The 22,884-nt window shown below is 72.7% G+C and carries 15 protein-coding genes, 1 pseudogene and 2 riboswitches; of the genes and pseudogenes, 8 read left to right on the top strand and 8 right to left on the bottom strand.

What is annotated here, in order from left to right; genetic code table 11:
- Positions 1-10 precede the first annotated feature (10 nt).
- The 6 genes and pseudogenes from D6270_RS01350 to D6270_RS01325 form a co-directional block, all read right to left on the bottom strand.
- A complete protein-coding gene (locus tag D6270_RS01350) occupies positions 11-481 on the bottom strand; it encodes a DUF6389 family protein (protein ID WP_225976746.1) in 471 nt (156 codons plus the stop codon).
- 48 nt (positions 482-529) lie between these two features.
- Entirely contained in the window at positions 530-1,384 is an 855-nt protein-coding gene (locus tag D6270_RS01345) for an ECF transporter S component (protein ID WP_109167167.1), read from the bottom strand.
- Positions 1,381-3,051: an ABC transporter ATP-binding protein gene (locus D6270_RS01340; RefSeq protein ID WP_109167168.1), complete on the bottom strand. Its 1,671-nt coding sequence runs from the start codon at positions 3,049-3,051 to the stop codon at positions 1,381-1,383. The genes D6270_RS01345 and D6270_RS01340 overlap by 4 nt, the downstream gene beginning before the upstream one ends.
- Positions 3,048-4,238 carry an energy-coupling factor transporter transmembrane component T gene (locus D6270_RS01335; RefSeq protein ID WP_225976745.1) on the bottom strand — a complete coding sequence of 397 codons (1,191 nt, stop codon included), beginning with the start codon at positions 4,236-4,238 and terminating at the stop codon, positions 3,048-3,050. Before D6270_RS01335 ends, D6270_RS01340 begins: the two co-directional genes overlap by 4 nt.
- 61 nt (positions 4,239-4,299) lie before the next feature.
- The gene (locus tag D6270_RS01330) at positions 4,300-5,238 is read right to left on the bottom strand and encodes a hypothetical protein (RefSeq protein WP_109167169.1); all 939 of its coding nucleotides are present in this window, start codon (positions 5,236-5,238) and stop codon (positions 4,300-4,302) included.
- A pseudogene (locus D6270_RS01325) lies at positions 5,235-8,029 on the bottom strand (prenyltransferase/squalene oxidase repeat-containing protein). Before D6270_RS01325 ends, D6270_RS01330 begins: the two are co-directional and overlap by 4 nt.
- A 140-nt stretch (positions 8,030-8,169) precedes the next feature.
- A riboswitch (cobalamin riboswitch) is annotated at positions 8,170-8,243 on the bottom strand.
- Positions 8,244-8,380: 137 nt separating this feature from the next.
- A riboswitch (cobalamin riboswitch) is annotated at positions 8,381-8,459 on the top strand.
- Between the two features lie 119 nt (positions 8,460-8,578).
- Here D6270_RS01325 and D6270_RS01320 point away from each other — a divergent pair.
- Positions 8,579-9,988 carry a hypothetical protein gene (locus D6270_RS01320; protein WP_109167171.1) on the top strand — a complete coding sequence of 470 codons (1,410 nt, stop codon included), beginning with the start codon at positions 8,579-8,581 and terminating at the stop codon, positions 9,986-9,988.
- Positions 9,989-10,017: 29 nt separating this feature from the next.
- Here the strand turns inward: D6270_RS01320 and D6270_RS01315 are convergent, their stop codons facing one another.
- A complete protein-coding gene (locus D6270_RS01315) occupies positions 10,018-11,523 on the bottom strand; it encodes a short-chain fatty acyl-CoA regulator family protein (RefSeq protein ID WP_109167172.1) in 1,506 nt (501 codons plus the stop codon).
- 388 nt (positions 11,524-11,911) lie between these two features.
- Between D6270_RS01315 and aceA the strand changes: the two genes are divergently transcribed.
- The 5 genes from aceA (at position 11,912) to pgm (ending at position 18,901) form a co-directional block, all read left to right on the top strand.
- Entirely contained in the window at positions 11,912-13,192 is a 1,281-nt protein-coding gene (gene aceA / locus D6270_RS01310) for an isocitrate lyase (RefSeq protein WP_109167173.1), read from the top strand.
- A 79-nt stretch (positions 13,193-13,271) separates the two neighbouring features.
- On the top strand, positions 13,272-14,864 hold the full coding sequence (gene aceB, locus D6270_RS01305) for a malate synthase A (RefSeq protein ID WP_109167174.1): 1,593 nt from the start codon (positions 13,272-13,274) through the stop codon (positions 14,862-14,864).
- Positions 14,861-15,730: a 3-hydroxybutyryl-CoA dehydrogenase gene (locus D6270_RS01300; protein WP_109167175.1), complete on the top strand. Its 870-nt coding sequence runs from the start codon at positions 14,861-14,863 to the stop codon at positions 15,728-15,730. The genes aceB and D6270_RS01300 overlap by 4 nt, the downstream gene beginning before the upstream one ends.
- A gap of 245 nt (positions 15,731-15,975) precedes the next feature.
- Positions 15,976-17,046 (top strand): chitinase, encoded by a 1,071-nt coding sequence (locus D6270_RS01295; RefSeq protein WP_109167176.1) that lies wholly within the window; start codon positions 15,976-15,978, stop codon positions 17,044-17,046.
- A 211-nt stretch (positions 17,047-17,257) separates the two neighbouring features.
- The gene (gene pgm, locus D6270_RS01290; protein ID WP_109167177.1) at positions 17,258-18,901 is read left to right on the top strand and encodes a phosphoglucomutase (alpha-D-glucose-1,6-bisphosphate-dependent); all 1,644 of its coding nucleotides are present in this window, start codon (positions 17,258-17,260) and stop codon (positions 18,899-18,901) included.
- A gap of 142 nt (positions 18,902-19,043) precedes the next feature.
- Here the strand turns inward: pgm and D6270_RS01285 are convergent, their stop codons facing one another.
- Positions 19,044-20,669, bottom strand: a complete 1,626-nt coding sequence (locus D6270_RS01285) for a family 20 glycosylhydrolase (RefSeq protein WP_109167178.1) — start codon at positions 20,667-20,669, stop codon at positions 19,044-19,046.
- Positions 20,670-20,953: 284 nt separating this feature from the next.
- Here D6270_RS01285 and D6270_RS01280 point away from each other — a divergent pair, with 284 nt between their 5' ends.
- Both D6270_RS01280 and D6270_RS01275 read left to right on the top strand, forming a co-directional pair.
- Positions 20,954-22,246 carry a glycoside hydrolase family 1 protein gene (locus D6270_RS01280; RefSeq protein ID WP_109167631.1) on the top strand — a complete coding sequence of 431 codons (1,293 nt, stop codon included), beginning with the start codon at positions 20,954-20,956 and terminating at the stop codon, positions 22,244-22,246.
- Between the two features lie 10 nt (positions 22,247-22,256).
- Entirely contained in the window at positions 22,257-22,865 is a 609-nt protein-coding gene (locus D6270_RS01275; protein WP_109167179.1) for a TetR/AcrR family transcriptional regulator, read from the top strand.
- The last annotated feature ends 19 nt before the right edge of the window (positions 22,866-22,884 follow it).

Raw genomic sequence — 22,884 nt, 5'->3', positions numbered from 1 at the left:
GCGAGGGCGCTCAGCGGCCCGGCCCCACCGGGCGGCGCTCCTGGGTGCCGTCCGGTGCGGTGACCTCCCAGAACAGGCCGGTGCCGTCGGGCGGGACGAGCGCGTCGATCCACTCGGCGACGACATCGAACAGGACGTCCCCGAGGCGCGCGGTGGACCAGGAGGCGGGCCGGTCCGGTACGGGGGGCGTCCAGCCGGTCTCGGAGTGGACGACCGCGAGGAGCTGGCGGTCGTCCCCGAGCCGCCGGTCCAGTACGAAGGCGTCGCTGCCCTCGAACCGCGCCCAGACGGCGAACGTGCCTTCGCCGTCCTGATCGGGGAACACGTCGATGACGACCCCGTCGGTCCGTTCCGTGGCGGTGTCGCGGATCGCCGCGAGCCGTCGGGCCACGTCCGGTGAGACCGTGTCCAGCACGCGCCTCAGCTCCGCGCGGTAGCGGGAGGCGTCCGTGGCCTTCTGATGATCGTGAGGTGGTTCCACGGGCTCAGAATAGGAGGAGGCGTGCGGCGCGACGCAGGCCGACCGGGCTCACGCCGTGCCTGCTCGGCCGGTTCCTTCCTCCGCCTTCGGCCCCACGAACCGCACCGGAGCCCGGAAACGCGCCTTCCGGGCCGCCCGCCGGAACGTGGTGAGCACGGCCGGGCCGGCCAGCGTGATGCAGAGGAAGTTCGTGACGGCCCGTCCGGTGTCCCAGCCCAGCGACGTCGCCACGTCGAAGGCGAGGTAGCGCTGCCACTGCTCGGTGAAGGGCAGGCCGGGGAGGTACGCGATGGAGCTGTTGGGGTCGACCGAGAACGGCCAGAAGGACAGGTTCAGCAGGAAGCCGAAGAGATAGCCGGAGAGTGAACCGTAGACCGCGAGCATCAACACCTCGCGCCGGCCAGTGGCGCGGGGCAGCAGACCCGCGAGCATGCCGACGAAAGCGCAGCCGAACATCTGGTACGGCATCCACGGGCCGACCCCGCCGGTGATCAGCGCGGACGCGAAGAGCGAGGTGCACCCCAGCGTGAAGCCGAAACCGGGACCGTAGACGCGGCCCGCCAGGACCAGGACGAAGAAGACCGTCTCGATCCCCGCCGTGCCCGCGCCGAGCGGCCGCAGCGCCGCGTTGACGGCGGAGAGCACCCCGAGCATCGCCAGCGCCTTCGAGTTGATGCCGCCCTCGGCGATCTCGGAGACCACCACGCAGAGGACGAGGATCAGCAGGACGCCGAAGATCAGCGGTGGGGCGTAGTCGGCACCCAGGCGTCCCGGCGCGACCAGGAACGGCCAGAAGAACGCGACCAGGCCGAGGAAGGCCGCCAGGGCGATGACGATTCCGGCGCGCGGGCCGATACGGATGGCACCGGCCGAGCGGTCGGTGAGGCGCGGAAGTCCTGTCACGCGCCCGCCTCCTCGGCCGGAAGCACGGGGACGACTTGACCGACCGTCAGGTACGGGAGCGGCGCGAGGATCTTCGCCACCTGCGGGGCGAACACAGGGGAGGCGACGATCACTTCGGTGGTCGGGCCGTCCGCGACGATGTCTCCCTCGGCCATCACGACCACCCGGTCCGCCGCCCGTGCCGCGAACTCGACGTCGTGGGTGGAGATCACCACCGCCCTGCCCTCGGCGGCCAGTTCGTCGACCATGGCGATGAGCTGGGTCTTCGCCCGGTAGTCGAGTCCCCGGGTGGGCTCGTCCAGCAGCAGCACCCGGGGTGCCGCCGTCAGCTGGATGGCGAGGACCAGCGCCAGCTTCTGGCCCTCGGAGAGGTCCCGTGGGTGCGTGGCGCCGTCGATGCCCGGTGCCAGCCGGTCCAGGATCGCGCGGGCGGAGAGGCCCGCGCCGTCCGGGGCGGCCGACTCCGCGTCGGCCTGGTCGAGTTCCTGCCTGACGCTTTCCAGGTAGAGCAGGTCCGTCGGGGTCTGCGGGACGAGACCGACGAGCGTTCTCGCCTCGGCGGCGGAGAGGCTCCTGGGGTCGCTGCCCTTCGCCGGGGTGCGCGAGCCCTCCGCGGGCCCCCGATCGACAAGCACCGTACCGGACTTGCGCGGCCCCGAGCCCTGGAGCGCCCACAGGAGCGACGACTTGCCCGATCCGTTGCGGCCCATCAGCGCGGTGATCTCGCCGCCCCGCAGATCGAGGTCCACCTCGCGGACCGCCGCCACGCCCCGGTACGCCACCGTGACCCCGCGCGCCGTGAGCAGGGCCGCTCCGCGCTCCTCCGGCACCGGGCGGACCGGCGGGGGCGGGGTGGCCGCCAGGGCGGTGCGCAGTGGGGCGGCGGCCCGGCGGGCGTCCCGGACCGAGAGCGGCAGCGGCGACCAGCGCGCGGCGCGGCCCAGCTCCACGATGGGCGGCGCGATCGACGACGTGGTGAAGATGTCCGCCGGGGCGCCGGAGACCACGAGGCCGTTGCCCGGCAGGTGGATGACCCGGTCCGCGTACTGCACCACCCGCTCCAGGCGGTGCTCGGCCAGCAGCACCGTCACGCCCAGGTCATGGACCAGACGTGTCACCGCGGCCAGGACCTCCTCCGCCGCCGTCGGGTCCAGCGCGGACGTCGGCTCGTCCAGCACGAGGACGCGGGGGTGCGCGGTGAGGACCGAGCCGATGGCCACGCGCTGCTGCTGCCCGCCGGAGAGTTCGTACAGCGCCCGGTGGCGCAGATCGGCGAGCCCGAGCAGATCGAGGGTCTCCTCCACCCGCTTGCGCATCACCGCCGGAGAGATCGCCAACTGCTGCATCGCATAGGCGAGTTCCTCCTCGACCGTGTCCGTCACGAAACCGTCCAGCGGGTCCTGGCCGACCACACCGACCACATCGGCCAGTTCGCGGGGCGGGTGGTCGGCGGTGGAGCGGCCGTCGACGGTGACCGTGCCGTACAGCGTGCCGCCCGTGAAGTGCGGCACGAGCCCGTTGACCGCGCCCAGCAGTGTCGATTTGCCGACCCCGGTATGGCCCACCACGAGGCAGAGCTCGCCCTCCTCGACCTCCAGGTTCACCTCCCGCAGGACCGGCTCGGCGGCCCCGTCGTACTCGACGGTGACCTGGTCGAAGGTGATCATGCGGCTTCCTCGGTGCGCGGTGCGGAGACGTACGGGAGTGGCCTGCTCGGCGGCGGGGCCAGGAATCCGGCCGCCCCGGCGAGCAGGATGGCGGCGGCCGGGACGAGCGGCAGCGTCGGCCAGCTGAGGGGATAGATGGACGGGTTCAACGCGGCCGGGTCGTAACCCACGTTGACGAACAGCAGCACCGCCGACAGCACCCCGCAGGACGCCACCGCCCACTCCGCGAACCGCCAGGGATCGGGCCGGTACGTCGTCCGTGTCACCCGGCGCCCGCCGAGCCGCAGCCCGGCCAGGCAGAGCACCGAACCGGCCGCCAGCGCGGGCAGCCCGAGCAGCTTGGGCGCGGTCGGGTCGAGGAGCCCGTACGCCCCGGCGCAGAGCCCGCACATCCCCAGCAGCATCAGCGCCCCGGTCAGACGGCGCGAGCCACGCGTCGCCGAACCCGCCCGCCCGTAACCGCGCGAATCCATCGCCGCGGCGAGCCGCAGCGACCGCTCCAACGCGTCCTCCAGCACCGGCACGACGATGCCCCGCAGCGCCTTCAACCCCTTGTTGCGCCCGGCCCGCAGACGACGGGCGCGCGCCACCCGCTGCACGCTCTGGACCAGTTGAGGGGCGACGCTGATCGAGACCGTCACGGCGACGCCGAGTTCGTACAGCGCGCCCGGCAGCACGCGCAGCGCCCGCTTCGGGTTGGCGAGCGTGTTCGCCGCGCCGATGCAGCACAGCATGCAGGCGAGCCGCAGGCCGTCCGTTGCGGCCGACAGCAGCGCCTCCAGGGAGACCGGGCCGCCGAGCTGGATGCCCGCGTACCAGTCCGGCGTCGGAATGTGCGGGAGCGAGAAGAGGTGGTGGTCGGTCGGCCGCATCCCGGTGGCGAAGACGGCCCGGAAGACCACCCTGATCGCGACGACCGTCAGCGCCAGACAGAGGTAGTACTTGAAGCCGCGCGCCCACGGGGCCTCGGTGCGCCGCATGGTGATGACGTAACCGAGCACCGCCAGCACCAGGAAGAGCAGCAGCGGGTTGTTGGTCCGGCTGACGGCGGTGGCCAGAGCGAGCGCCCAGATCCACCAGGCGAGCGGATGCAGGGTGCGCGGAAGCCGCCTGCCGCCGGTGTCCGGCCCGGGGGCGGACACCGGCGGAAGCCGCCTGCCGCCGGTGTCCGGCCCGGGGGCGGACACCGGCGTGCCGCCTCTCCCGGCCGGGCCGGCTTTCACGGCAGCGGTACGCGGCACGCGGGCGCTACTCCCCACGGCGGCGGCGTTTCGCGGCGAACACGGCCGCGCCGCCGATCACCGCCACGAGACCGGCCGTCGCCGCGACGGGCACCACCGAGCCGGAGTCGTGCCCGGCGTCCGGCGCCGGTGCCGCGTCCACCACCTTCGCCGCACCGCCCGGTGCCGCCACCACCTCACTCGGCGACGCGGAGACCGGGGCCGAGGCAGAGGCACTGGGGGAGGCGGAGGCGGACGGGGACGCGCTCGCGGAGGGGGACGGCGAAGGGGACGCCGCCGCCGTCTCCGACGGCGCCGCGGGCGGCGGAGCCTGGCCACCCCCAGCCGGCTGCTGCGGAGTCGTCCGTACGGGATCGGGCTTCGGCTTCGGCTGCGGTGCCGGATCGCCGCCTGTGGGGCGGGAGTTGCGGGCGCGCAGCTGGTTCGGTGTGAGCGTCGGGCGGCCCTTCGTGCCCTCGATGTTCGTCCCGCCGAAGATCCACAGGTCCACGCTGCCCGGCCGGGGCTTGTAGCTCATGGCCCCGAGCTGGCTGTACTCCCAGGTGTTCTCCCCGGGGTCGGCGTGCCAGTACGACCAGTAGGCGGAGGCGGGCGGGGTGAGGACGCAGTCCTCCTGCTGGGGCGGCGGGTACTGCTTGCCGCCCTGGTGGCCGCTGTACCCGATCCGGCAGATGAACGCCGGCCCGTCGTGCCCGGTGCCGGTGGTCTGCCAGCCGCCCTGGTTGAGCAGCTCGTAGCCCGTGGTCGGCGTCGTACCGCAGGAGCGGTAGACGGGACCGCCCCAGTGGCTGAAGTCGACGGCCAGGACGACGCCCGAGGAGGTCGTGCACCGGCCGATCGGCTGCGGGGCCGCCGCTGCCGGGGAGGCGGGTGCGAGGAACGCCGCGCCCGTCAGGCCGAGTACGGCCAGGGCATGGCCGACCGCCCGGCGGAGACGGGACCTCACAGGTCACCGCCCACGGCCGTACGCCGCTTGCGCGTGGCCACGACCGCGCCCCAGCCCGCCAGGACGAGTACGGCGGCCGCCGCGGCGAGGCCCAGCGCCTGCCCACCCGTCGAGGCGAGACCACCACCGCCACTGCCCGGACCGCCCGCGTTCACGACGCCCGGTCCGCCGGCGGAGCCCGCGCTGTCCCGGGCGTGACGATCACCGGGGTGGTGGAGGGGGTCGGCACCGGATTCGGCGTCGTACCGGCCAGGGAGCGGGTCAGCACACCGAAGGAGATGCCGGTCGAACCGCCCACCGCCTGCGTCGAGGCGCGCAGGTCGGAGCCCCGCTGCCCTTCCTCGGCCACGTTGAAGCCGCCGTCCGTGTTCTGCTGCGAGGCGAGGAACTTCAGCGCCTTCGTGATCTGCCTGCCGTACTTCTCGGCGTCCAGGGACAGGCCCTGTACGGCGAGCGCCGCCGAGTTCACCGAGTTGCCCGCCGCGCCCGGGAAGCCGCCGCCCTTGAGCTGCTTCGAGGCGATCCAGGCCAGCGCCTTGTCCACGGCCGCCGCGTGGGCGTCGCCGGGGACCAGGTCCAGGGCCATCGCGGCCATCGCGGTGGAGTCGACGTCCGCGTCACCTGTCGGCGGGACCAGGCTGGGCCAGGCTCCCGAGGAGGGGTGCTGGAGCCCGGCCAGATAGCCGATCGGGGCCTCGGCCGCCTTCGTCTCGCCCGCCCGCACCTGGGCGATGACGCCGAGGGACTGGCCGAAGACGGACATCGCGTAGCTGTAGGAGCCCTTGTCGGCGCAACTCCGGTCCGGCGCGGCGCTCTTCGCTGTGCAGACCGCGTCGGCCAGGCCGGCGATCAGGTCCTTGCCGCCGAAGTCGCGCGGGTCCCGTTCGACGACCTGGGCGAGCAGTGCCGCCTTGCCCATGGAGCCGCCCATCGCGTGCGCGGAGCCTGCGTTGGTCCAGTCGTGCACCGTACGGGCTTCGCCGTCCTTACCGCCCCGGTCCAGGAAGTCGACGATCGTGCGCAGCGCGTCGTTGTCGTGGCCGGTCGCGGCGAGCGCGAAGGCGCCGTCGACGGTGAGCCCGAAGTCGGCCCGCCCGGTGGGGCCGCCCGCCGTGTAGTAGCGGCCCTGGTGGAGATTGGCGGAGCTGGTGAGGTAGGCGACGCCCTTCTTGAGGTCCGGGCCGTCACCGGACGGAGGCGTCGTCGGCGGGGTGGTGGGCGGCGTCGTGGGCGGAACGGTCGGGGGAGTGGTCGGCGGGTCCGTGGGTTCGGGCACCTTCGTGGTCAGGGTGACCAGGCTGGTGGAGCTGCCCGCCAGCACGGCGGGCGCCGTCGCGTAGAGAGCGGGTTCCTCCGCCCCCTCGTCGAACCCGAACCCCCCGTCGGCGAGTTGCTCCCGCGACAGCCACCAGACCGCCGCGTCGGCCGCCCGGACCTCACCGAGCGCGCGCAGCGTCTGCGCCGCGTAGGCGGTGGCCGCGACGGAGCCGACAGCGGATCCGTTGTACGCGGGGAACGCACCGCTCCTCAGCTGCGCCTTCTTCAGGTATGCGACGCTCCTGGCGACGGTGGTGTCGTGGCCGCCCGCCTCGTCCAGCACCAGGGCGACCAGGCCGGTGGTCATCGGGTCGCCGTCGCAGAACTCGCCCGGCCCGATGAGGATGCTGGTCACCGAGCCGTCCTCGCAGACCAGTTGCGTCAGCCGGGTCACCGTCTCGTCCGGCGGCGCGACCCCGCCGCGCAGCAGCGCCAGTACGGCCAGCGCCTGGGCGTCACCGTACGAGGCGCCCCGGAAGTCGCCCTTGGCCGTGCACCCCGGACCGGGGCCCGCCTGGCAGACGTTCTTCTCCAGGTCGCCGAGCAGGTCGTGCCCGCCGAAGTTCCGCGGGTCGCCCTCCGTGATCGCCGCGACCAGCGCCAGCCGGGCCGCGGCGGTGGCGTCGGGCGCCTCCTGCGGGCCCGCCGCGTAGGCGTACTCCGTGGCGCCGGAGGCGAGGCGCGCCACCACCTTGTCCAGCGCGGGGCTCCCGCCCCCGGCGGCGGCGAGTGCGTAAGCGGCCTCGGTGGTCAGGAAGTAGTCGGGGGTCTCGGAGCCCTCGTTCACCACGTGGCTGCCGTCGTGCAACTGCTGGGTCACCCAGCGGGCGGCGGCCGGTACGTCGATCTTCCCGACCGGCACGTCCGGACCGTCCGTCGGGGTCCCCGAGGGGGTGGGTGTCCCGCCCCCGCCCGCGCGTACGTCGTCGGGAGTGAAGGTGGGCCGGCCGGTGGTGCCGCCGACGTCCGTTCCGCCGAACACCCAGGCGTCCACGTCGCCCGCCTTGGGCTTGCGGTCCATCGCGCCGAGCGGGCTGTAGGACCAGCTCGCCTGGCCGGGGGAGGCGATCCAGTACGACCAGTAGGCGGTGGCCTGCGGGGTGAGGACGCAGTCCTCGGTGGCCGGAGTCGGGTACCGCGTACCGGAGTTGAACGCGCCGTTGCCGATGCGGCAGATGAAGCCGGGCCCGTCGTGCTGGGTGCCCTCCGTGGTGAACCCGCCGTCGCGCAGCAGCTCGTACCCGGTGGTCGGGGTGGTGTCGCAGCCGCGCACCACGCCGCCGCCGAACGGGCCGAAGTCCACCGCCACGATGGCGCCCACGGCCGGCGTGCACGATTCGATCGGGTCGGCGGCCGCCGGAGCCGCCCCGGTGACGAAGGCCACGCTCGCGGCGAAGGTCACCGCTGCCGCCGAGAACAGCGAGAGGAGTCTCTTCCCGGCTGTGTGCCGGTCATGTTGCTGTGCGGTCCCCACCACGGCCCCTCGTGTCGTCCGGGCGGGCCATGCGTGGCGGACGGCTCACCTGGACGCGGCCGTGAAAGGGCCGCCCGCAGGGAGCTGTTCGAACCACGCCGTAGTCCGCGACGGCGTTTCTCGCTGGAATTCCAGGCCCCAGGCATTCCGGCTCGCCCGCGCGGTGGCGGGCCTACGGTTGCGGGTCAGCGCCGGATTCCGACCGGCTTCCCCTGAGGCTGAGTGCTTATCAGGCGGATTGGAACACGCACTCGAAGAGACCGTCAAGGTGGGCTGTGTCTCCTGCCCTTCGCGCCCCCTGCCGTCCTTGGCGTGCCCCTGCTGCCTCGGGTAGCGTCCTGGCCTGCCACGAGGGGGAACCCGGTGCGAATCCGGGGCTGACGCGCAGCGGTGTGGGACGGCAGGGGGCCGCTCCCGAGCCCGAATGCCCTGCTGGCAGCTGTATCGGCCAAGCCGTACCCACGCGTCCGGGCGCCGGCCACCCACCTCCGCCCCGGGCTCATCCGGGGGCGGGCGGTGCCGTGCGCCCCTCATCCCAGGAGCAGGCACATGCCCCGTTCTCTCACCTCCCGCCGTATCGGCCTTGTGGTTCCCGCCGCCTTGGGGGCCCTCGTCCTCACGGCGCTTCCCGCCGCCGCGACCTCCACCCCCGCCCAGATAGCCACCTCGAAGACCAACGGGGTGGCGTATCTCAAGACCCTTCAGGCCGCCGACGGTTCGTACGCGGGCTCCGGGCTCTCCAACGAGTGGGCCTTCAGCGCGTTCGCCGCCGCCGGAACGGCTGCGGTGGACGTGACGCCCGGCGGCGACGCGACGAAGAACGCCCGTACCGTCTACCGCAATCTGCTCGCCACCCCCGGCTGGCCCTCCGCTACGCCCGTCGTCACCGACTACCAGCGCGGCACGCTCAACGCGTACGCCGCCGGGATCGACCCCGCCCGGGTCTCCGCGTCACGCAACCTGATCGCCGACATCTACGGCTACTGGCAGAACGCGGAGGCCGGGTACTTCGGCCCGTCCGCCAACTACAACGGGACGGTCTTCGCCGCACTCGCGCTGGGCGGCGCCAGAACCCAGGCGGGCGCCCAGCGCGTACCGCAGGCGCTCGTCGACAAGATCGTCACCCGGGTCCGGGCCAACCAGCACAACGACGGCGGCTGGACCTACAGCAAGGCCGAGGGCAACGCGACCGAGCTCGCCAAGCCGGGCGACATCGACATGACGGGCGCCTCGATGGCCGCGCTCTGCGTCTCCGGCGTCCCCAACACCGACCCCGACATCGTCCAGGCGAAGGCGTTCCTCAAGAGCAAGCTGGTCAGCGCCTCCGGCGCGTTCAACGCCGTGTACGGCATCAACACCAGCTCCAACGGCTGGGCGGTCTCCGGCCTCAACGCCTGCGGCATCAACCCGCAGACCGGTGACTTCCTCACCCCGGCGGGCAAGACCCCGGTCGACTTCCTGATCGCCAACCAGTTCAACCCGGCCGGCGGCTTCAAGTACCAGCCCTCGGACACCACCCCGTCCGCCTACTCCTCCACCGACGCCCTGCGCGCCGTCGCCGGTGGCGGCTTCACCGCCGCGCCGCCCACCCCGGTCACGGCGGGCGCGCCCACCTGGGTCGCGGCGAGCGGCTTCACCTCCGGTACGGCGACGAAGCTGGCGCTCACCGTTGACGACGGCACCGGCACCCTGAAGGTCTGCAACGTCGCCTTCACCCCCACCGGCACCACGACCGACCTCGGCACCGTCCTGGCCGCCGCGTCGACCGCGTCCACCCCGTCCGGCTGCGTCACCTCCGTGGTCCCCGGCTCCGGGACGGGCGCCATCACCTCCGTCAACGGCAAGGCCAACACCGGCTCGGCGACCTGGAAGGTGTCCGTGGACGGCTCGGCGTTCGCCGGGGCCACCCGTGACAAGGTGATCGGCGTGGGCGACACGATCGCCCTGCGCTTCTCCTGACCCGGTCCGGTGAAGGGGGCGCACACCGGCTACCCGGGCGCCCCCTTCACCGGGTACGGCACGAACGTGCTGCTGTTCTCGTCGATGGCCAGCGGCTGCCCCAGTGGCGGCACCGCGCGCTGCGGGCAGTCCAGCCGCTCGCAGATCCGGCACCCCATCCCGATCGGCGTCGCCGCCGAGGCGTTGTCCAGGTCGAGGCCGTCGGAGTAGACGAGCCGCCCCGCGTGCCGGATCTCGCAGCCCAGCCCGATCGCGAACGTCTTGCCGGGCTCGCCCCAGCCGCCCCGGTGGCGCGTCACGGCCCGCGCGGTCCACAGATAGCGCTGCCCGTCGGGCATGGACGCGATCTGTACGTGGATGCGGCCCGGGGCGGCGAACGCCTCGTACACGTTCCACAGCGGGCAGGTGCCGCCCGCGCGCGAGAAGTGGAACCCGGTCGCGGACTGCCGCTTCGACATGTTCCCCGCCCGGTCGACCCGGACGAAGGAGAACGGGACCCCGCGCAGCCGGGGCCGCTGGAGCGTGGAGAGCCGGTGGCAGACCGTCTCGTAACCGAGCCCGAAGTGGTCGGTGAGGCGTTCGATGTCGTACCGGACCTCCTCCGCCGCCGTGTGGAAGGCGCGGTACGGGAGGATCAGCGCGCCCGCGAAGTAGTTGGCGACCCCGATCCGCGCCAGTGGCCAGGTCGCCGATCCCTCGTCGTAGTCCTCCGACGCCAACCGCGAGATCTCCTCGCCGTACTCGAGCAGCACCAGCTGGGTGGCCATCCGGAACGCCTGCTGCCCGGGGCGGAGCCGGCTGGAGAGGTACAGCACCCGCGCGTCCCGGTCGAAGTGGTGCAGCCGGCCCGTGCCCGCGCCGCCGGAAGCGCCCCTGCGGCTTTCGTCGCCGCCGTTCCGGGCCGGGCGGCGGCCTCCCGACGCGCTCCCGGCCCGGCCCTGCCGGTCGTCGGCGGTGGCCAACCTGATCCCGTGCCGCTCGGTGAGCCGGGCCGCGAGCGCGGTGACGACCTCGCCGGGGCGCACCCCGATCTCCGCGGCCAGTCTCTCCGCCGTCAGGTCCGCCTCGTGCAGGTAGTTCTGCCGCCGGTAGAAGAACTCGCGGATCTCCTCGTGCGGTGAGCGCGGCAGATCGGGCCCGCCGCCGCCCCGCAGCTCGGCGGCCTCCGCGAGCCGCCCGGCCAGCGCCTGGTTGCGCCGGCCCAGATCCAGCAGCACGTTCGCGACGCCCGGCAGCCGGGAGGCCAGCTCGGACAGTTCGGCGGCCGAGACCCGTGCCGCTCCCACCTCGTCGGCGAGCGCCTCGCGCAGGTCGGCCAGCACCCGGGTGGTGTCCCGCTCCGAGAAGAAGCCGGGGTCGACCCCGAACGCCTCGGTCAGCCGCAGCAGCACCGGGACCGTGAGGGGGCGCGAATCGTGCTCCATCTGGTTGAGGTAGCTCGGCGAGATCGCCAGTATCCGCGCCAGCTCCGCCTGGCTCAGCCCGCGCTCCTCACGCAGTCGGCGCAGCCGCGCGCCCGCGTAGGTCTTGCTCACATCGGAGCCCTTTCCACCGTGGTCAACATGTCGACAACCCTAGCCTTGACAGGCCCGCCCGAGCCCTTCGCAACCTTGGCAAAGTGGACGGAAAGATTCGCAGAACTTGGCATGCTTCCCCGGTTGATGGCACTCAGTGCCACTGTCAGAGTTGGTCCTGCGGCCCACCGGACACCGGTTCCGAACCGGGGTACCGAGCACGATTTCACGCCCTGACGTCGTACTCCTCGGGATCCCGGACCGGTTCGCCGGGCGCATTGCTTACCGTCCCACCTCGGAGGTCCGGTGGGCCGCACCAGAAGCTGCGTCACTCGGTGACGCAGGCTTCGCACCATTCACACGATGCACCGTTCACACGATCGACCCCCACGACTTCGGGAGTAACGCCATGGCGCAGGCAAGGACGACGGCGGAAGAGCTGGCGCAGCGGTGGGCGAGCGACCCCCGCTGGAAGGGCATCGAGCGCAGCTACAGCGCCGAGGACGTGGTCCGGCTCTCCGGCAGCGTCCGCGAGGAGCACACCCTCGCCCGGCGCGGCGCCGAGCGGCTCTGGCGCCAGCTGCACGAGCGGGACTACATCCACGCGCTCGGCGCCCTGACCGGCGGCCAGGCCGTCCAGCAGGTCAAGGCCGGTCTCCAGGCCATCTACCTCTCCGGCTGGCAGGTCGCCGCCGACGCCAACCTGGCCGGCCACACCTACCCCGACCAGAGCCTCTACCCGGCCAACTCCGTTCCCAGCGTGGTCCGCCGGATCAACAACGCCCTGCTCCGCGCCGACCAGATCGCCACCGCCGAGGACGCCGGCGACACCACCGACTACCTGGCCCCGATCGTCGCCGACGCCGAGGCAGGCTTCGGCGGCCCGCTCAACGCCTTCGAGCTGACCAAGGCGATGATCGAGGCCGGAGCGGCCGGCATCCACTACGAGGACCAGCTCGCCTCCGAGAAGAAGTGCGGCCACCTCGGCGGCAAGGTCCTCGTCCCCACCGCCCAGCATGTGCGCACCCTCAACGCGGCCCGCCTCGCCGCCGACATCGCGGACGTCCCGACCCTGATCGTGGCCCGCACCGACGCGCTCGCCGCCAACCTCATCACCAGCGACGTGGACGAGCGCGACGCGCGGTTCATCACGGGCGAGCGGACCGCCGAAGGCTTCCACCGCGTGCGGAACGGCATGGCGCCGGTCATCTCGCGCGGCCTCGCCTACGCCCCGTACGCCGACCTCATCTGGGTCGAGACCGGCACCCCGGACCTCGACCAGGCACGCGAGTTCGCCGAGGCCATCCACGCCGAGCACCCGGACCAGATGCTCGCGTACAACTGCTCGCCCTCCTTCAACTGGCGGGCCGCGCTGGACGACGACCAGATCGCCAAGTTCCAGCGGGAGCTGGGCGCGATGGGCTACCGGTTCCAGTTCATCACCCTGGCCGGCTTCCACTCCCTCAACCACGCCATGTTCGACCTGGCGCGCGGCTACGCCGAGCAGGGCATGACCGCCTATGTCGACCTCCAGGAGCGGGAGTTCGCCGCCCAGGCGCAGGGCTTCACCGCGGTCAGGCACCAGCGCGAGGTCGGCACGGGCTACTTCGACCAGGTCTCCACCGCCATCAACCCGGCCTCCTCGACCACGGCGCTGACCGGGTCGACGGAGGAGGAGCAGTTCCACTAGAAAGCCCTGCCGGTCGCGGGGGCCCCACCGCCCCCGTGACCGGGTCCGATCCCGCCCACGCCCCGCTGAGGAGACCCGCATGACCACCCTTGTCACGACCGGCCACGTCCAGGTCCTCGGCGTACCGGGCGACCGGCACGAGGAGGTCCTCACCCCCGAGGCCCTCGACTTCATCGCCCGTCTCGACGCGGCCTTCGCCACCCGCCGCTTCGATCTGCTGACCGAGCGCCGCCGCCGCTCCGCGCTGCTGCGCGGCGGCACTCCTCTCGACTTCTCCCGTGCCACCAAGTCGATCCGTACGGACCCCGACTGGCGCGTCGCCCGGCCCGCCCCGGGCCTCACCGACCGGCGGGTGGAGATCACCGGCCCGCCCGAACGGCGCATGGCCGTCAACGCCCTCAACTCCGGTGCCCAGGTGTGGATGGCGGACTTCGAGGACGCCACCTCGCCCACCTGGGAGAACATCGTCCAAGGCCAGCTGACCCTGATCGACGCCATCGACCGGCGCATCGACTTCACGGCGGACAACGGCAAGGAGTACCGGCTCACCGACCGGCCCGCCACCATCATGGTCCGTCCGCGCGGCTGGCACCTCACCGAGAAGCACCTCGTCATCGACGGCCGGCCCGTCCCCGCCGCCCTCGTCGACTTCGGCCTCTACTTCTTCCATTGCGCCCGCCGCCAGATCGACGCGGGCAGCGGACCGTACTTCTACCTCCCCAAGCTGGAGAACCGGTACGAGGCCCGCCTCTGGAACGACGTCTTCCTCCTGGCCCAGGACCTGCTGGACATCCCCCGGGGCACCATCCGCGCCACCGTCCTCATCGAGACGATCACCGCCGCGTTCGAGATGGAGGAGATCCTGCACGAGCTGCGCGAGCACAGCGCGGGCCTCAACGCGGGCCGCTGGGACTACCTTTTCAGCCTGATCAAGAACTTCGCGCACCGCCCCGACTTCGTCCTTCCCGACCGGGCGACCGTCACGATGACCGCCCCCTTCATGCGCGCCTACACCGAACTCCTCGTCCGCACCTGCCACCAGCGCGGCGCCCACGCCATCGGCGGCATGGCCGCCCAGATCCCCGGCGGCGGTACGGAGTCCCTGGAAGCGGCGCTGGCCAAGGTGCGGCTGGACAAGGAGCGTGAGGCGGAGGACGGCTTCGACGGCTCCTGGGTCGCCCACCCCGGTCTGGTCCCGGTCTGCCGGACCGTCTTCGGCGAGGTGCTCGGCGACCGGCCGCACCAGCTGGAACGCACCCGCAACGACGTCCATGTCACGGCCGAGGAGCTGGTCGCCGTACGGCGTACCGCAGGGCGTCCGACCCCGGAGGGCGTACGCGACAACATCGCCGTCACCCTCCGCTACTACGACGCCTGGCTGAACGGCCGGGGAGCCGTCGCGCTCAACGGCCTGATGGAGGACGCGGCGACCGCCGAGATCGCCCGGGTCCAGATCTGGCAGTGGCTCAAGCACGGGACGGTCGAGCGCCGGAGCGTGGAGCGCCTCTTCGAGGAGGAGCTGGCCACGCTCGGTGCCACCTACCCCTGGGCCCGCCTCGACCAGGTCCGGGACCTCTTCGAACGCACCGCCCTCGCCAAGGAGCTGCCCGCGTTCTTCACCACGGAGGCGTACGCACGCCACCTCGTCGGCCGGCCGGTGGTGCAGGCATGAGCGCGCGCATCTCCAGGGCGGGCGTCGTCGGAGGAGGCCAGATGGGCGCCGGGATCGCCGAGGTCTGCGCCCGGGCCGGCGTGCACACCATCGTCTGCGAGGCGGACGCCACCGCCGCCGACCGAGCCCGCGAACGGGTCGCGGTCTCCCTGGAACGAGCCGTCCAACGCGGCAAGCTGGACCGCCTCACCGCCGAGGACGCGCTCGGCCGGCTGGTGTTCACCGGAGACCTCGACGCCCTGGCCGACCGTCAGCTCGTGGTCGAGGCCGTCGTCGAGAACGCCCAGGCCAAGACGGAGGTCTTCACTGCCCTCGACAAGATCGTCGAGGACCCGGGGGCCATTCTGGCCACCAACACCTCCGCCATCCCCGTGATGCGCCTGGGCATGGCCACCCACCGCGCCGACCACGTCCTCGGCCTGCACTTCTTCAACCCGGTCCCCGTACTGCCGCTGGTGGAGGTCGTCCCCTCCCTGCACACGGCGCCCGCCACGGTCGTGGCGGCCGAGGAGTTCGTGACGGACGTGCTCGGCAAGACGGTGGTCCGCTCCCAGGACCGGTCCGGCTTCGTCGTCAACGCGCTGCTGGTCCCGTACCTGCTCTCCGCGATCCGGATGGCCGAGTCCGGCTTCGCGACCGCCGCCGACGTCGACGCCGGGATGGAGCTGGGCTGCGCCCACCCGATGGGCCCGCTCAAGCTGGCGGACCTGATCGGCCTGGACACGGTGGCCTCCATCGCGGCGTCGCTGTACGACGAGTTCAAGGAACCGCTCTACGCCCCGCCGCCGCTGCTCCTGCGGATGGTGGAGGCGGGGCTGCTCGGCCGGAAGACCGGCCGCGGGTTCCACACGTACGACCGGGGCTGAGGGGCCCGGGTCGAGGCCGGGGTTGAGGGACCGCGGCCGGTGCCGAGCGGGGTGCGGAGCGGTTGACTGTGCTGCTTCCCACCCCGCCGCGGTGTCTTCTCGCCCCCGGGCCGGACGGGTTGGTCCAGACCTCTTGACCGAAGGTCTGGACCATTCTACGGTTTGGCAGGGTCACGACACTGGGCGGGTCGGGGCGAACCTTTCGCGCCGTCGGCGGCGGACCCGGGCAGGAAGGACTACGGATCATGGGCCGTACATCACGACTGCTGGGCCTCGGCCTGGCCGCGGCGCTCGTCGTACCGATGCTGGTCGGAGCCGCCCCGCCGAAGACCGCCGACTCCCCGAAGACGACGGCCGCCGAGACCTGCGCGGTCAAGTCGAAGCCCACCGGCAAGGTGCTCCAGGGGTACTGGGAGAACTGGGACGGCGCGGCCAACGGCGTGCACCCGCCGCTCGGCTGGATCCCGATCACCGACTCCCGTATCACCCAGCACGGCTACAACGTCGTCAACGCCGCCTTCCCCGTCATCCGCTCCGACGGCACCGTCCTCTGGGAGGACGGCATGGACAACACCGTCAAGGTCGCCACCCCCGCGGAGATGTGCCAGGCCAAGGCCTCCGGACTCACCCTCCTCATGTCGATCGGCGGGGCGGCCGCCGGGATCGACCTCAGCTCCAGCAAGGTCGCCGACCGGTTCGTGGCGACCGTCGTCCCGATCCTGAAGAAGTACAACTTCGACGGCATCGACATCGACATCGAGACAGGCCTCACCAGCAGCGGCAACATCAACCAGCTCTCCGCGTCCCAGGCCAACCTCATCCGCATCATCGACGGCGTCCTCGCCGCCATGCCGTCGAACTTCGGCCTCACCATGGCGCCCGAGACGGCGTACGTCACCGGGGGCAGCGTGGTCTACGGCTCCATCTGGGGCGCGTACCTGCCCATCATCAAGAAGTACGCCGACAACGGCCGGCTCTGGTGGCTGAACATGCAGTACTACAACGGCAGCATGTACGGCTGCTCCGGTGACTCCTACTCCGCCGGCACGGTCGCCGGGTTCACCGCCCAGACGGACTGCCTGAACCGGGGGCTCGTCATCCAGGGCACCACCATCAAGGTCCCCTACGACAAGCAGGTCCCCGGCCTGCCCGCGCAGCCCGGCGCGGGCGGCGGCCATATGGCACCCTCGCTCGTCTCCCAGGCCTGGAACCACTACAACGGCTCCCTGAAGGGGCTGATGACCTGGTCCCTGAACTGGGACGGCTCCAAGGGCTGGACCTTCGGCGACAACGTGAAGCGCCTCCAGGGCCGCTGACCCCCCGAGTCCGCCGCGCCCCCGGTCCTCCCCCCGGACCGGGGGCGCGGTGCCGTCCCGGCCGGGCGGCCACGCGAGGAAGGCGTGAACCCGTCACGCACCGATGCGGGGCAAGAGGACAGAATCGGGTACGGATCGGGGTGATCGTCCGCCCCGGGACGGCGGCCCGTTCCCTCGGGCCGGTGATGACGAAGAGGCAAGAGGAGACTCGATGGTGCACGCACGGGCCGGGCAGCCGGCGCAGTCAGCTGACCTGGTCGACGTGGCACGGCTGGTGACGGCCTATTACGCCCTCCACCCCGATCCGGCCGAGCCCGCCCAGCGGGTGGCCTTCGGCACCTCGGGCCACCGCGGCTCCGCCCTCGCGGCCGCGTTCAACGACGACCACATCGCCGCCACCACCCAGGCGATCTGCGACTACCGGGCCCGCCAGGGCACCGACGGGCCGCTCTTCCTCGGCGCCGACACCCACGCCCTGTCCGAACCCGCCCGGGTCACCGCCCTGGAGGTGCTGGCCGCCAACGGCGTCACCGCCCTCATCGACAGCGACGACGGCTACACCCCCACGCCCGCCGTCTCGCACGCCATCCTCACGTACAACCACGGCCGCACTGAGCACCTGGCCGACGGCATCGTGGTCACCCCGTCGCACAACCCGCCCGCCGACGGCGGCTTCAAGTACAACCCGCCCAACGGCGGACCGGCCGCCTCGGACGCCACCTCCTGGATCCAGGACCGGGCCAACGCGTTGATCGAGGCCGGACTCGGGGAGGTCCGCCGTATCCCGTACGCCCGCGCGCTGGCCGCCGGCACCACGGGGCGCCACGACTTCCTGACCGCGTACGTCGACGATCTGCCCTCCGTCCTGAACCTGGAGGCCGTACGGGACGCGGGGCTCCGGATCGGCGCCGACCCGCTCGGCGGCGCTTCCGTCGCGTACTGGGGGCGCATCGCGGAACGGCACCGGATCGACCTCACCGTGGTCAACCCGCTCGCCGACCCGACCTGGCGGTTCATGACGCTGGACTGGGACGGCAAGATCCGGATGGATTGCTCCTCCCCGCACGCCATGGCCTCGCTGATCGCCCAGCGCGACGCGTACGCCATCGCCACCGGCAACGACGCCGACGCCGACCGGCACGGCATCGTCACCCCCGACGGCGGCCTGATGAACCCCAACCACTACCTGGCCACCGCCATCGACTACCTCTGCACCCACCGCGAGGGCTGGCCCGCAGGAACGGGAATCGGCAAGACGCTGGTCTCCTCCTCGATGATCGACCGGGTCGCCCACGACCTCGGCCGCACCCTGGTGGAGGTGCCGGTCGGCTTCAAGTGGTTCGTGGACGGGCTGTACGACGGCAGCCTCGGCTTCGGTGGCGAGGAGTCGGCCGGCGCCTCGTTCCTGCGGCGCGACGGCCGTGTCTGGACCACGGACAAGGACGGCATCCTGCTGGCCCTGCTCGCCTCGGAGATCACGGCCGTCACCGGCTCCACCCCGTCCCAGCGGTACGCCCAGCTCACCGCCCGCTTCGGCGACCCGGCGTACGCCCGCGTCGACGCGCCCGCCACCCGCGAGGAGAAGGCGGTCCTGGCCAAGCTCTCCCCGCAGCAGGTCAAGGCCGACACCCTGGCGGGCGAGCCCATCACCGCCGTACTCACCGAGGCGCCGGGCAACGGGGCCGCGATCGGCGGCCTCAAGGTCTGCACCGACAGCGCCTGGTTCGCCGCCCGCCCCTCGGGCACGGAGGACGTCTACAAGGTGTACGCGGAGAGCTTCCAGGGGCCCGAACACCTCGGCCAGGTGCAGGAGGAGGCGCGCGCCCTGGTCTCGGAGGCGCTGGGGAGCGCCTGAGACGCCGCCGGAGGTCCGGGGGAGAGGCGCGGGCCGGGTGAAAGCCCTGTCCCGCTCTCCGGGCGGCCCGCTCCGCTCGACGGCGGTGCCGCCCTACCCGGGGGGCGCCGGCCCCGGCCTCCCCGGCCCCCCGGCCAGGACCTCAGCCCTCGTGGGCCGTTACCCAGGGGACTTCCGTGGAGGGCAGATACGCGAGGCCGCGCTGCTCCCAGAGCCTGCCGTGGTGGGCCAGGCGGGCCCGGTGGCCGGTCCAGTCGGGGGCGCGCCCGGACCAGGCCGCCGCCGCGACGGAGGCCAGGCGGGGCAGCAGAAGGGTCGTCACATCGTCCAGCGACTCCACCGACTCGGCGAAGACCGTCGCCTCCACCCCGGCCACCCGGTCCTCCGGAATCCCGTGGGACGCCGGGTCCCAGGCCGCCGTGTGCTCGACGCCCAGGGGGCGGTAGGTCGGGAATCCGAGACGGGCGGCATCCCCCTCGCGCCCGGCCGGGACGATCTCCGGTGCGTAGGCGCGGTCCAGATAGAGATGTGACTGCGGGGAGAGCAGGACACGGCCGCCGCCGTCGAGGATGCGGGCCAGATCCTGATCGGTCGGCGCGAAGAACGACTTCAGGGCCTGGACGAACTCCAACGTGGTTCCCGCGGCGACGAGTTCGGGGCGGGCGGCGATCTCGTCGGCGGTGTCGGGCAGGTCCATCATCGGGACGTCGACCCAGAACTGGAGGATGTCCTCGGGGTCGACCCCTGCCCGCGACGACTCCTGCCAGCCGAGCGGCCGCTTGCCCGACTTCCTCACCAGGGACCTGAGTTCGCGGACGGAGTGGGCGAAGCTCTCGTCGGTGGCGCCCACGGCCTCGTCGCCGCCGACATGCACGAAGGGGCCGTCCGTCAGCCGGCACGCGTCGGCGAGGATCGTGGCGACGGCCTCCCGGGTCGCCCGGTCGGTGAGGTCCAGCGGCGCGACGAACGGGAAACGGCCCGCCAGCCACTCGGGTACGGGGGCGTCGGGCAGGCCGGGCAACGCCTCGCGCAGGGTGGCGCAGTGGCCGGGCAGATCGATCTCGGGCACCACGGTGACGAACCGCTCCGCCGCGTACGCCTGGAGCTCGCGGTAGTCGTCGGTGGTGTAGAAGGCGCGCGGTGTGCCGTCGGGCGCGGGGGCGGTCAGCTCGGGGGTGCCGGGGATCTCCAGCCGCCAGCCCTCGTTGTCCGTGAGGTGCAGATGGAGCACGTTCAGCTTGTAGAGCGCGGCGAGGTCGATCACCCGCCGGACCTCGTCGGGGGTGAGATAGCCGCGCGCCGGGTCCAGGAGCAGGCCGCGCCAGGCGTGGCGGGGGGCGTCGGTCAGCTCCTGGCGGGGGACGCGGTCGCCGGAGGTGACGAGCAGGTGGAGTGCCGTGGTGGCGGCACGGAACACCCCGGCGGGTGTGGCGGCGCGGCAGAGGATGCCGTCGGCCTCGACGGTCAGGCGGTAGGACTCGTCAACCGGCAGGGCCGTCCCGTCCGGTGCGACGCCGATGGGTGCGGGGGAGCCCTCGGCTCCGTCGCCGAGGGCGAGCGTGAGCGTCGGGACGTCGGGGCGGTGGACGGTGCCCAGCGGCAGCAGGCGGCTCCCGAAGTGGGGCTCCAGCAGGGCGTGGACCGTGGCGGCGACGCCGGTCAGGTCCGGATCGGCGGGGTGGACGCGCCAGGCCCCGGCGGTGCGCGGGCCCGGTTCCTGGCCGGCGGCGGGGGCGGCGGTCCGGGGCTCGGGAATGACGGCGTTCATGGGTCTCCTCCACTGGCAGGGCCGGAACGTGGCCGGGTGTCCGGCCTGTGCGCCGGGCCGGTCGCGGGACGTGGTGGACCGGGAGGCCGGGCGTCCGCGTCAGGTCGGGCCGGGCCTCCCGGCGCAGGTGGCTCCCGGTGGCCGGGATGGGCTGCGGCTCTTCCTGCCGGGCCGGGTGCGCCTGTACGCTAACACGAAAACCGATCAATGAACGCTTTTCGCGGACGGTGTCGACGCCCCCTCGTCGGCGCGTACTTCGCGATGGAAGGAGCCGCCTCGTGGCGCTGCCGAACACCCCCGGACCCGCCCTGCCGGAGGGCTTCCTCATGGGGGCGTCCACCGCCGCCCACCAGGTCGAGGGGAACAACGTGTCCAGCGACTGGTGGGCCGTCGAGAACCGCCCGGGCACCTTCGTCGCGGAACGCAGCGGTGACGCGGTCGACAGCTTCCACCGCTGGCCGGAGGACATGGACCTGCTCAGCGGACTCGGCTTCAACGCCTACCGGTTCTCCATCGAGTGGGCCCGGATCGAACCCGAGCGCGGACACATCTCCCGGGCGGCGATCGCCCACTACCGGGCCATGGTCCAGGGGGCGCTGGAGCGCGGTCTCACCCCGGTGGTGACCCTGCACCACTTCACCTCGCCGCACTGGTTCAGCGCGCTCGGCGGCTGGAGCGCCCCGGAGTCCACCGACCTCTTCGCCGCCTACGCCGAGGTGGCCACCGAGATCCTCGCCGCCGGCGTCCGCCATGTGGCGACCATCAACGAACCGAACATGGTCGCGCTGATGCACACGATCGTCCGCCGCATGGGGCTCGGACAGGAGACAGCCCCGGCGCCCGAGGGAACGGAGCGGTCCGGTGCGGCCGCCTTCGACCCCGCCACGGTCGACCCCGACCCGGAGGTCACCCAGGCCCTCATCCGCGCCCACCGGGCGGCCCGCAGCGTCCTGAAGGCGGCCGACCCCGGGCTCCAGGTCGGATGGACGGTCGCCAACCAGGTCTACCAGGCCGAACCCGGAGCGGCGGAGGCCGCCGCCGCGTACGCCTGGCCCCGTGAGGACGTCTTCCTCCACGCCTCCCGTGAGGACGACTGGGTCGGGGTGCAGGCCTACACCCGCCACCGGATCGGCCCGGACGGTCCGCTGCCGGTGGAGCCGGGCGCGGAGACGACGCTGACCGGCTGGGAGTTCTACCCCGAGGCGCTCGGCGAGGCGATCCGCCACACCGCCGAGGTGGTCGGCCCGCACGTCGCGGTCCTGGTCACCGAGAACGGCATCGCCACCGACGACGACGAACGCCGCGTCGCCTACACCACCCGGGCGTTGGCCGGGGTGGCGGAGGCGCTGCGGGACGGGATCGACGTACGCGGCTATCTGCACTGGACCGCGCTGGACAACTACGAATGGGGCTCCTACCGGCCCACCTTCGGGCTCGTCGCGGTCGACCGGGAGACCTTCGCCCGGACCCCGAAGCCGTCCGCCCACTGGCTCGGCGCCCTGGCCCGCGCCGGACGCCTCCCGGGCCCGGAGCCGGAGCCCGCGGCCGTGCCCGCCGGTGGCCGGCACGCCGGTTAGGCTTCCGGTCATGGCGAAACGGGGCCCGTACGAAAAGGGCGAGGCGAAGCGCACGGAGATCCTGCACGCGGCACTGGAGATCTTCGCCGCCGAGGGCTATCGGGGCACCTCGCTGCGGAAGGTGGCCGCCAGGTGCAACCTCAGCCTGCCCGGACTGATGCACTACTTCAGCTCGAAGGAAGACCTGCTCACCCAGGTCCTGAGGATGCGTGACGAGACCGCCAGGGTGCGCCAGACCGAGCGCCCCGGGGAACCGAGCTACCGCGACATCATCCGCGAGGGGGCGCAGACCCCCGGTCTGGTGGAGCTCTTCGTCTCCATGGCCGCCGCGGCCAGTGACCCGGAGCACCCGGCGCACGCGCACTTCGCCGAGCGCTATCCGGTGCTGCGCGAGCGGGTTGCGGGATATGTGCGGCAGCGGATGGACGAGGGGCGGCTGACCACCGAGATCCCGCCGGAACGGCTGGCCGTGCTGCTGCTCGCCCTGGCGGACGGCATCCAGTTGCAGTGGCTCATCGACCGTTCGACCGACATGGAGCAGCCGATCGACGACGTCTTCCGGCTGCTGGCCGTCGACCGGGACGGCGGGCGCGAGGCCCCGGAGCCCGAGCGGGAGTGAGAACACGGCGGCGGGCGGG

It is taken from the genome of Streptomyces griseus subsp. griseus, from assembly GCF_003610995.1.
Classification (GTDB): domain Bacteria; phylum Actinomycetota; class Actinomycetes; order Streptomycetales; family Streptomycetaceae; genus Streptomyces.
Note: the sequence above shows the minus strand (reverse complement) of the source record. Positions and strands in the feature narration are given on the sequence as shown.

Coding starts and splice junctions, on each gene's coding strand:
- D6270_RS01340 (WP_109167168.1), bottom strand. CDS start 3,051: ATGATCACCTTCGACCAGGTCACCGTCGAGTACGACGGGGCCGCCGAG.
- D6270_RS01320 (WP_109167171.1), top strand. CDS start 8,579: ATGCCCCGTTCTCTCACCTCCCGCCGTATCGGCCTTGTGGTTCCCGCC.
- aceA (WP_109167173.1), top strand. CDS start 11,912: ATGGCGCAGGCAAGGACGACGGCGGAAGAGCTGGCGCAGCGGTGGGCG.
- aceB (WP_109167174.1), top strand. CDS start 13,272: ATGACCACCCTTGTCACGACCGGCCACGTCCAGGTCCTCGGCGTACCG.
- D6270_RS01300 (WP_109167175.1), top strand. CDS start 14,861: ATGAGCGCGCGCATCTCCAGGGCGGGCGTCGTCGGAGGAGGCCAGATG.
- D6270_RS01295 (WP_109167176.1), top strand. CDS start 15,976: ATGGGCCGTACATCACGACTGCTGGGCCTCGGCCTGGCCGCGGCGCTC.
- pgm (WP_109167177.1), top strand. CDS start 17,258: ATGGTGCACGCACGGGCCGGGCAGCCGGCGCAGTCAGCTGACCTGGTC.
- D6270_RS01285 (WP_109167178.1), bottom strand. CDS start 20,669: ATGAACGCCGTCATTCCCGAGCCCCGGACCGCCGCCCCCGCCGCCGGC.
- D6270_RS01275 (WP_109167179.1), top strand. CDS start 22,257: ATGGCGAAACGGGGCCCGTACGAAAAGGGCGAGGCGAAGCGCACGGAG.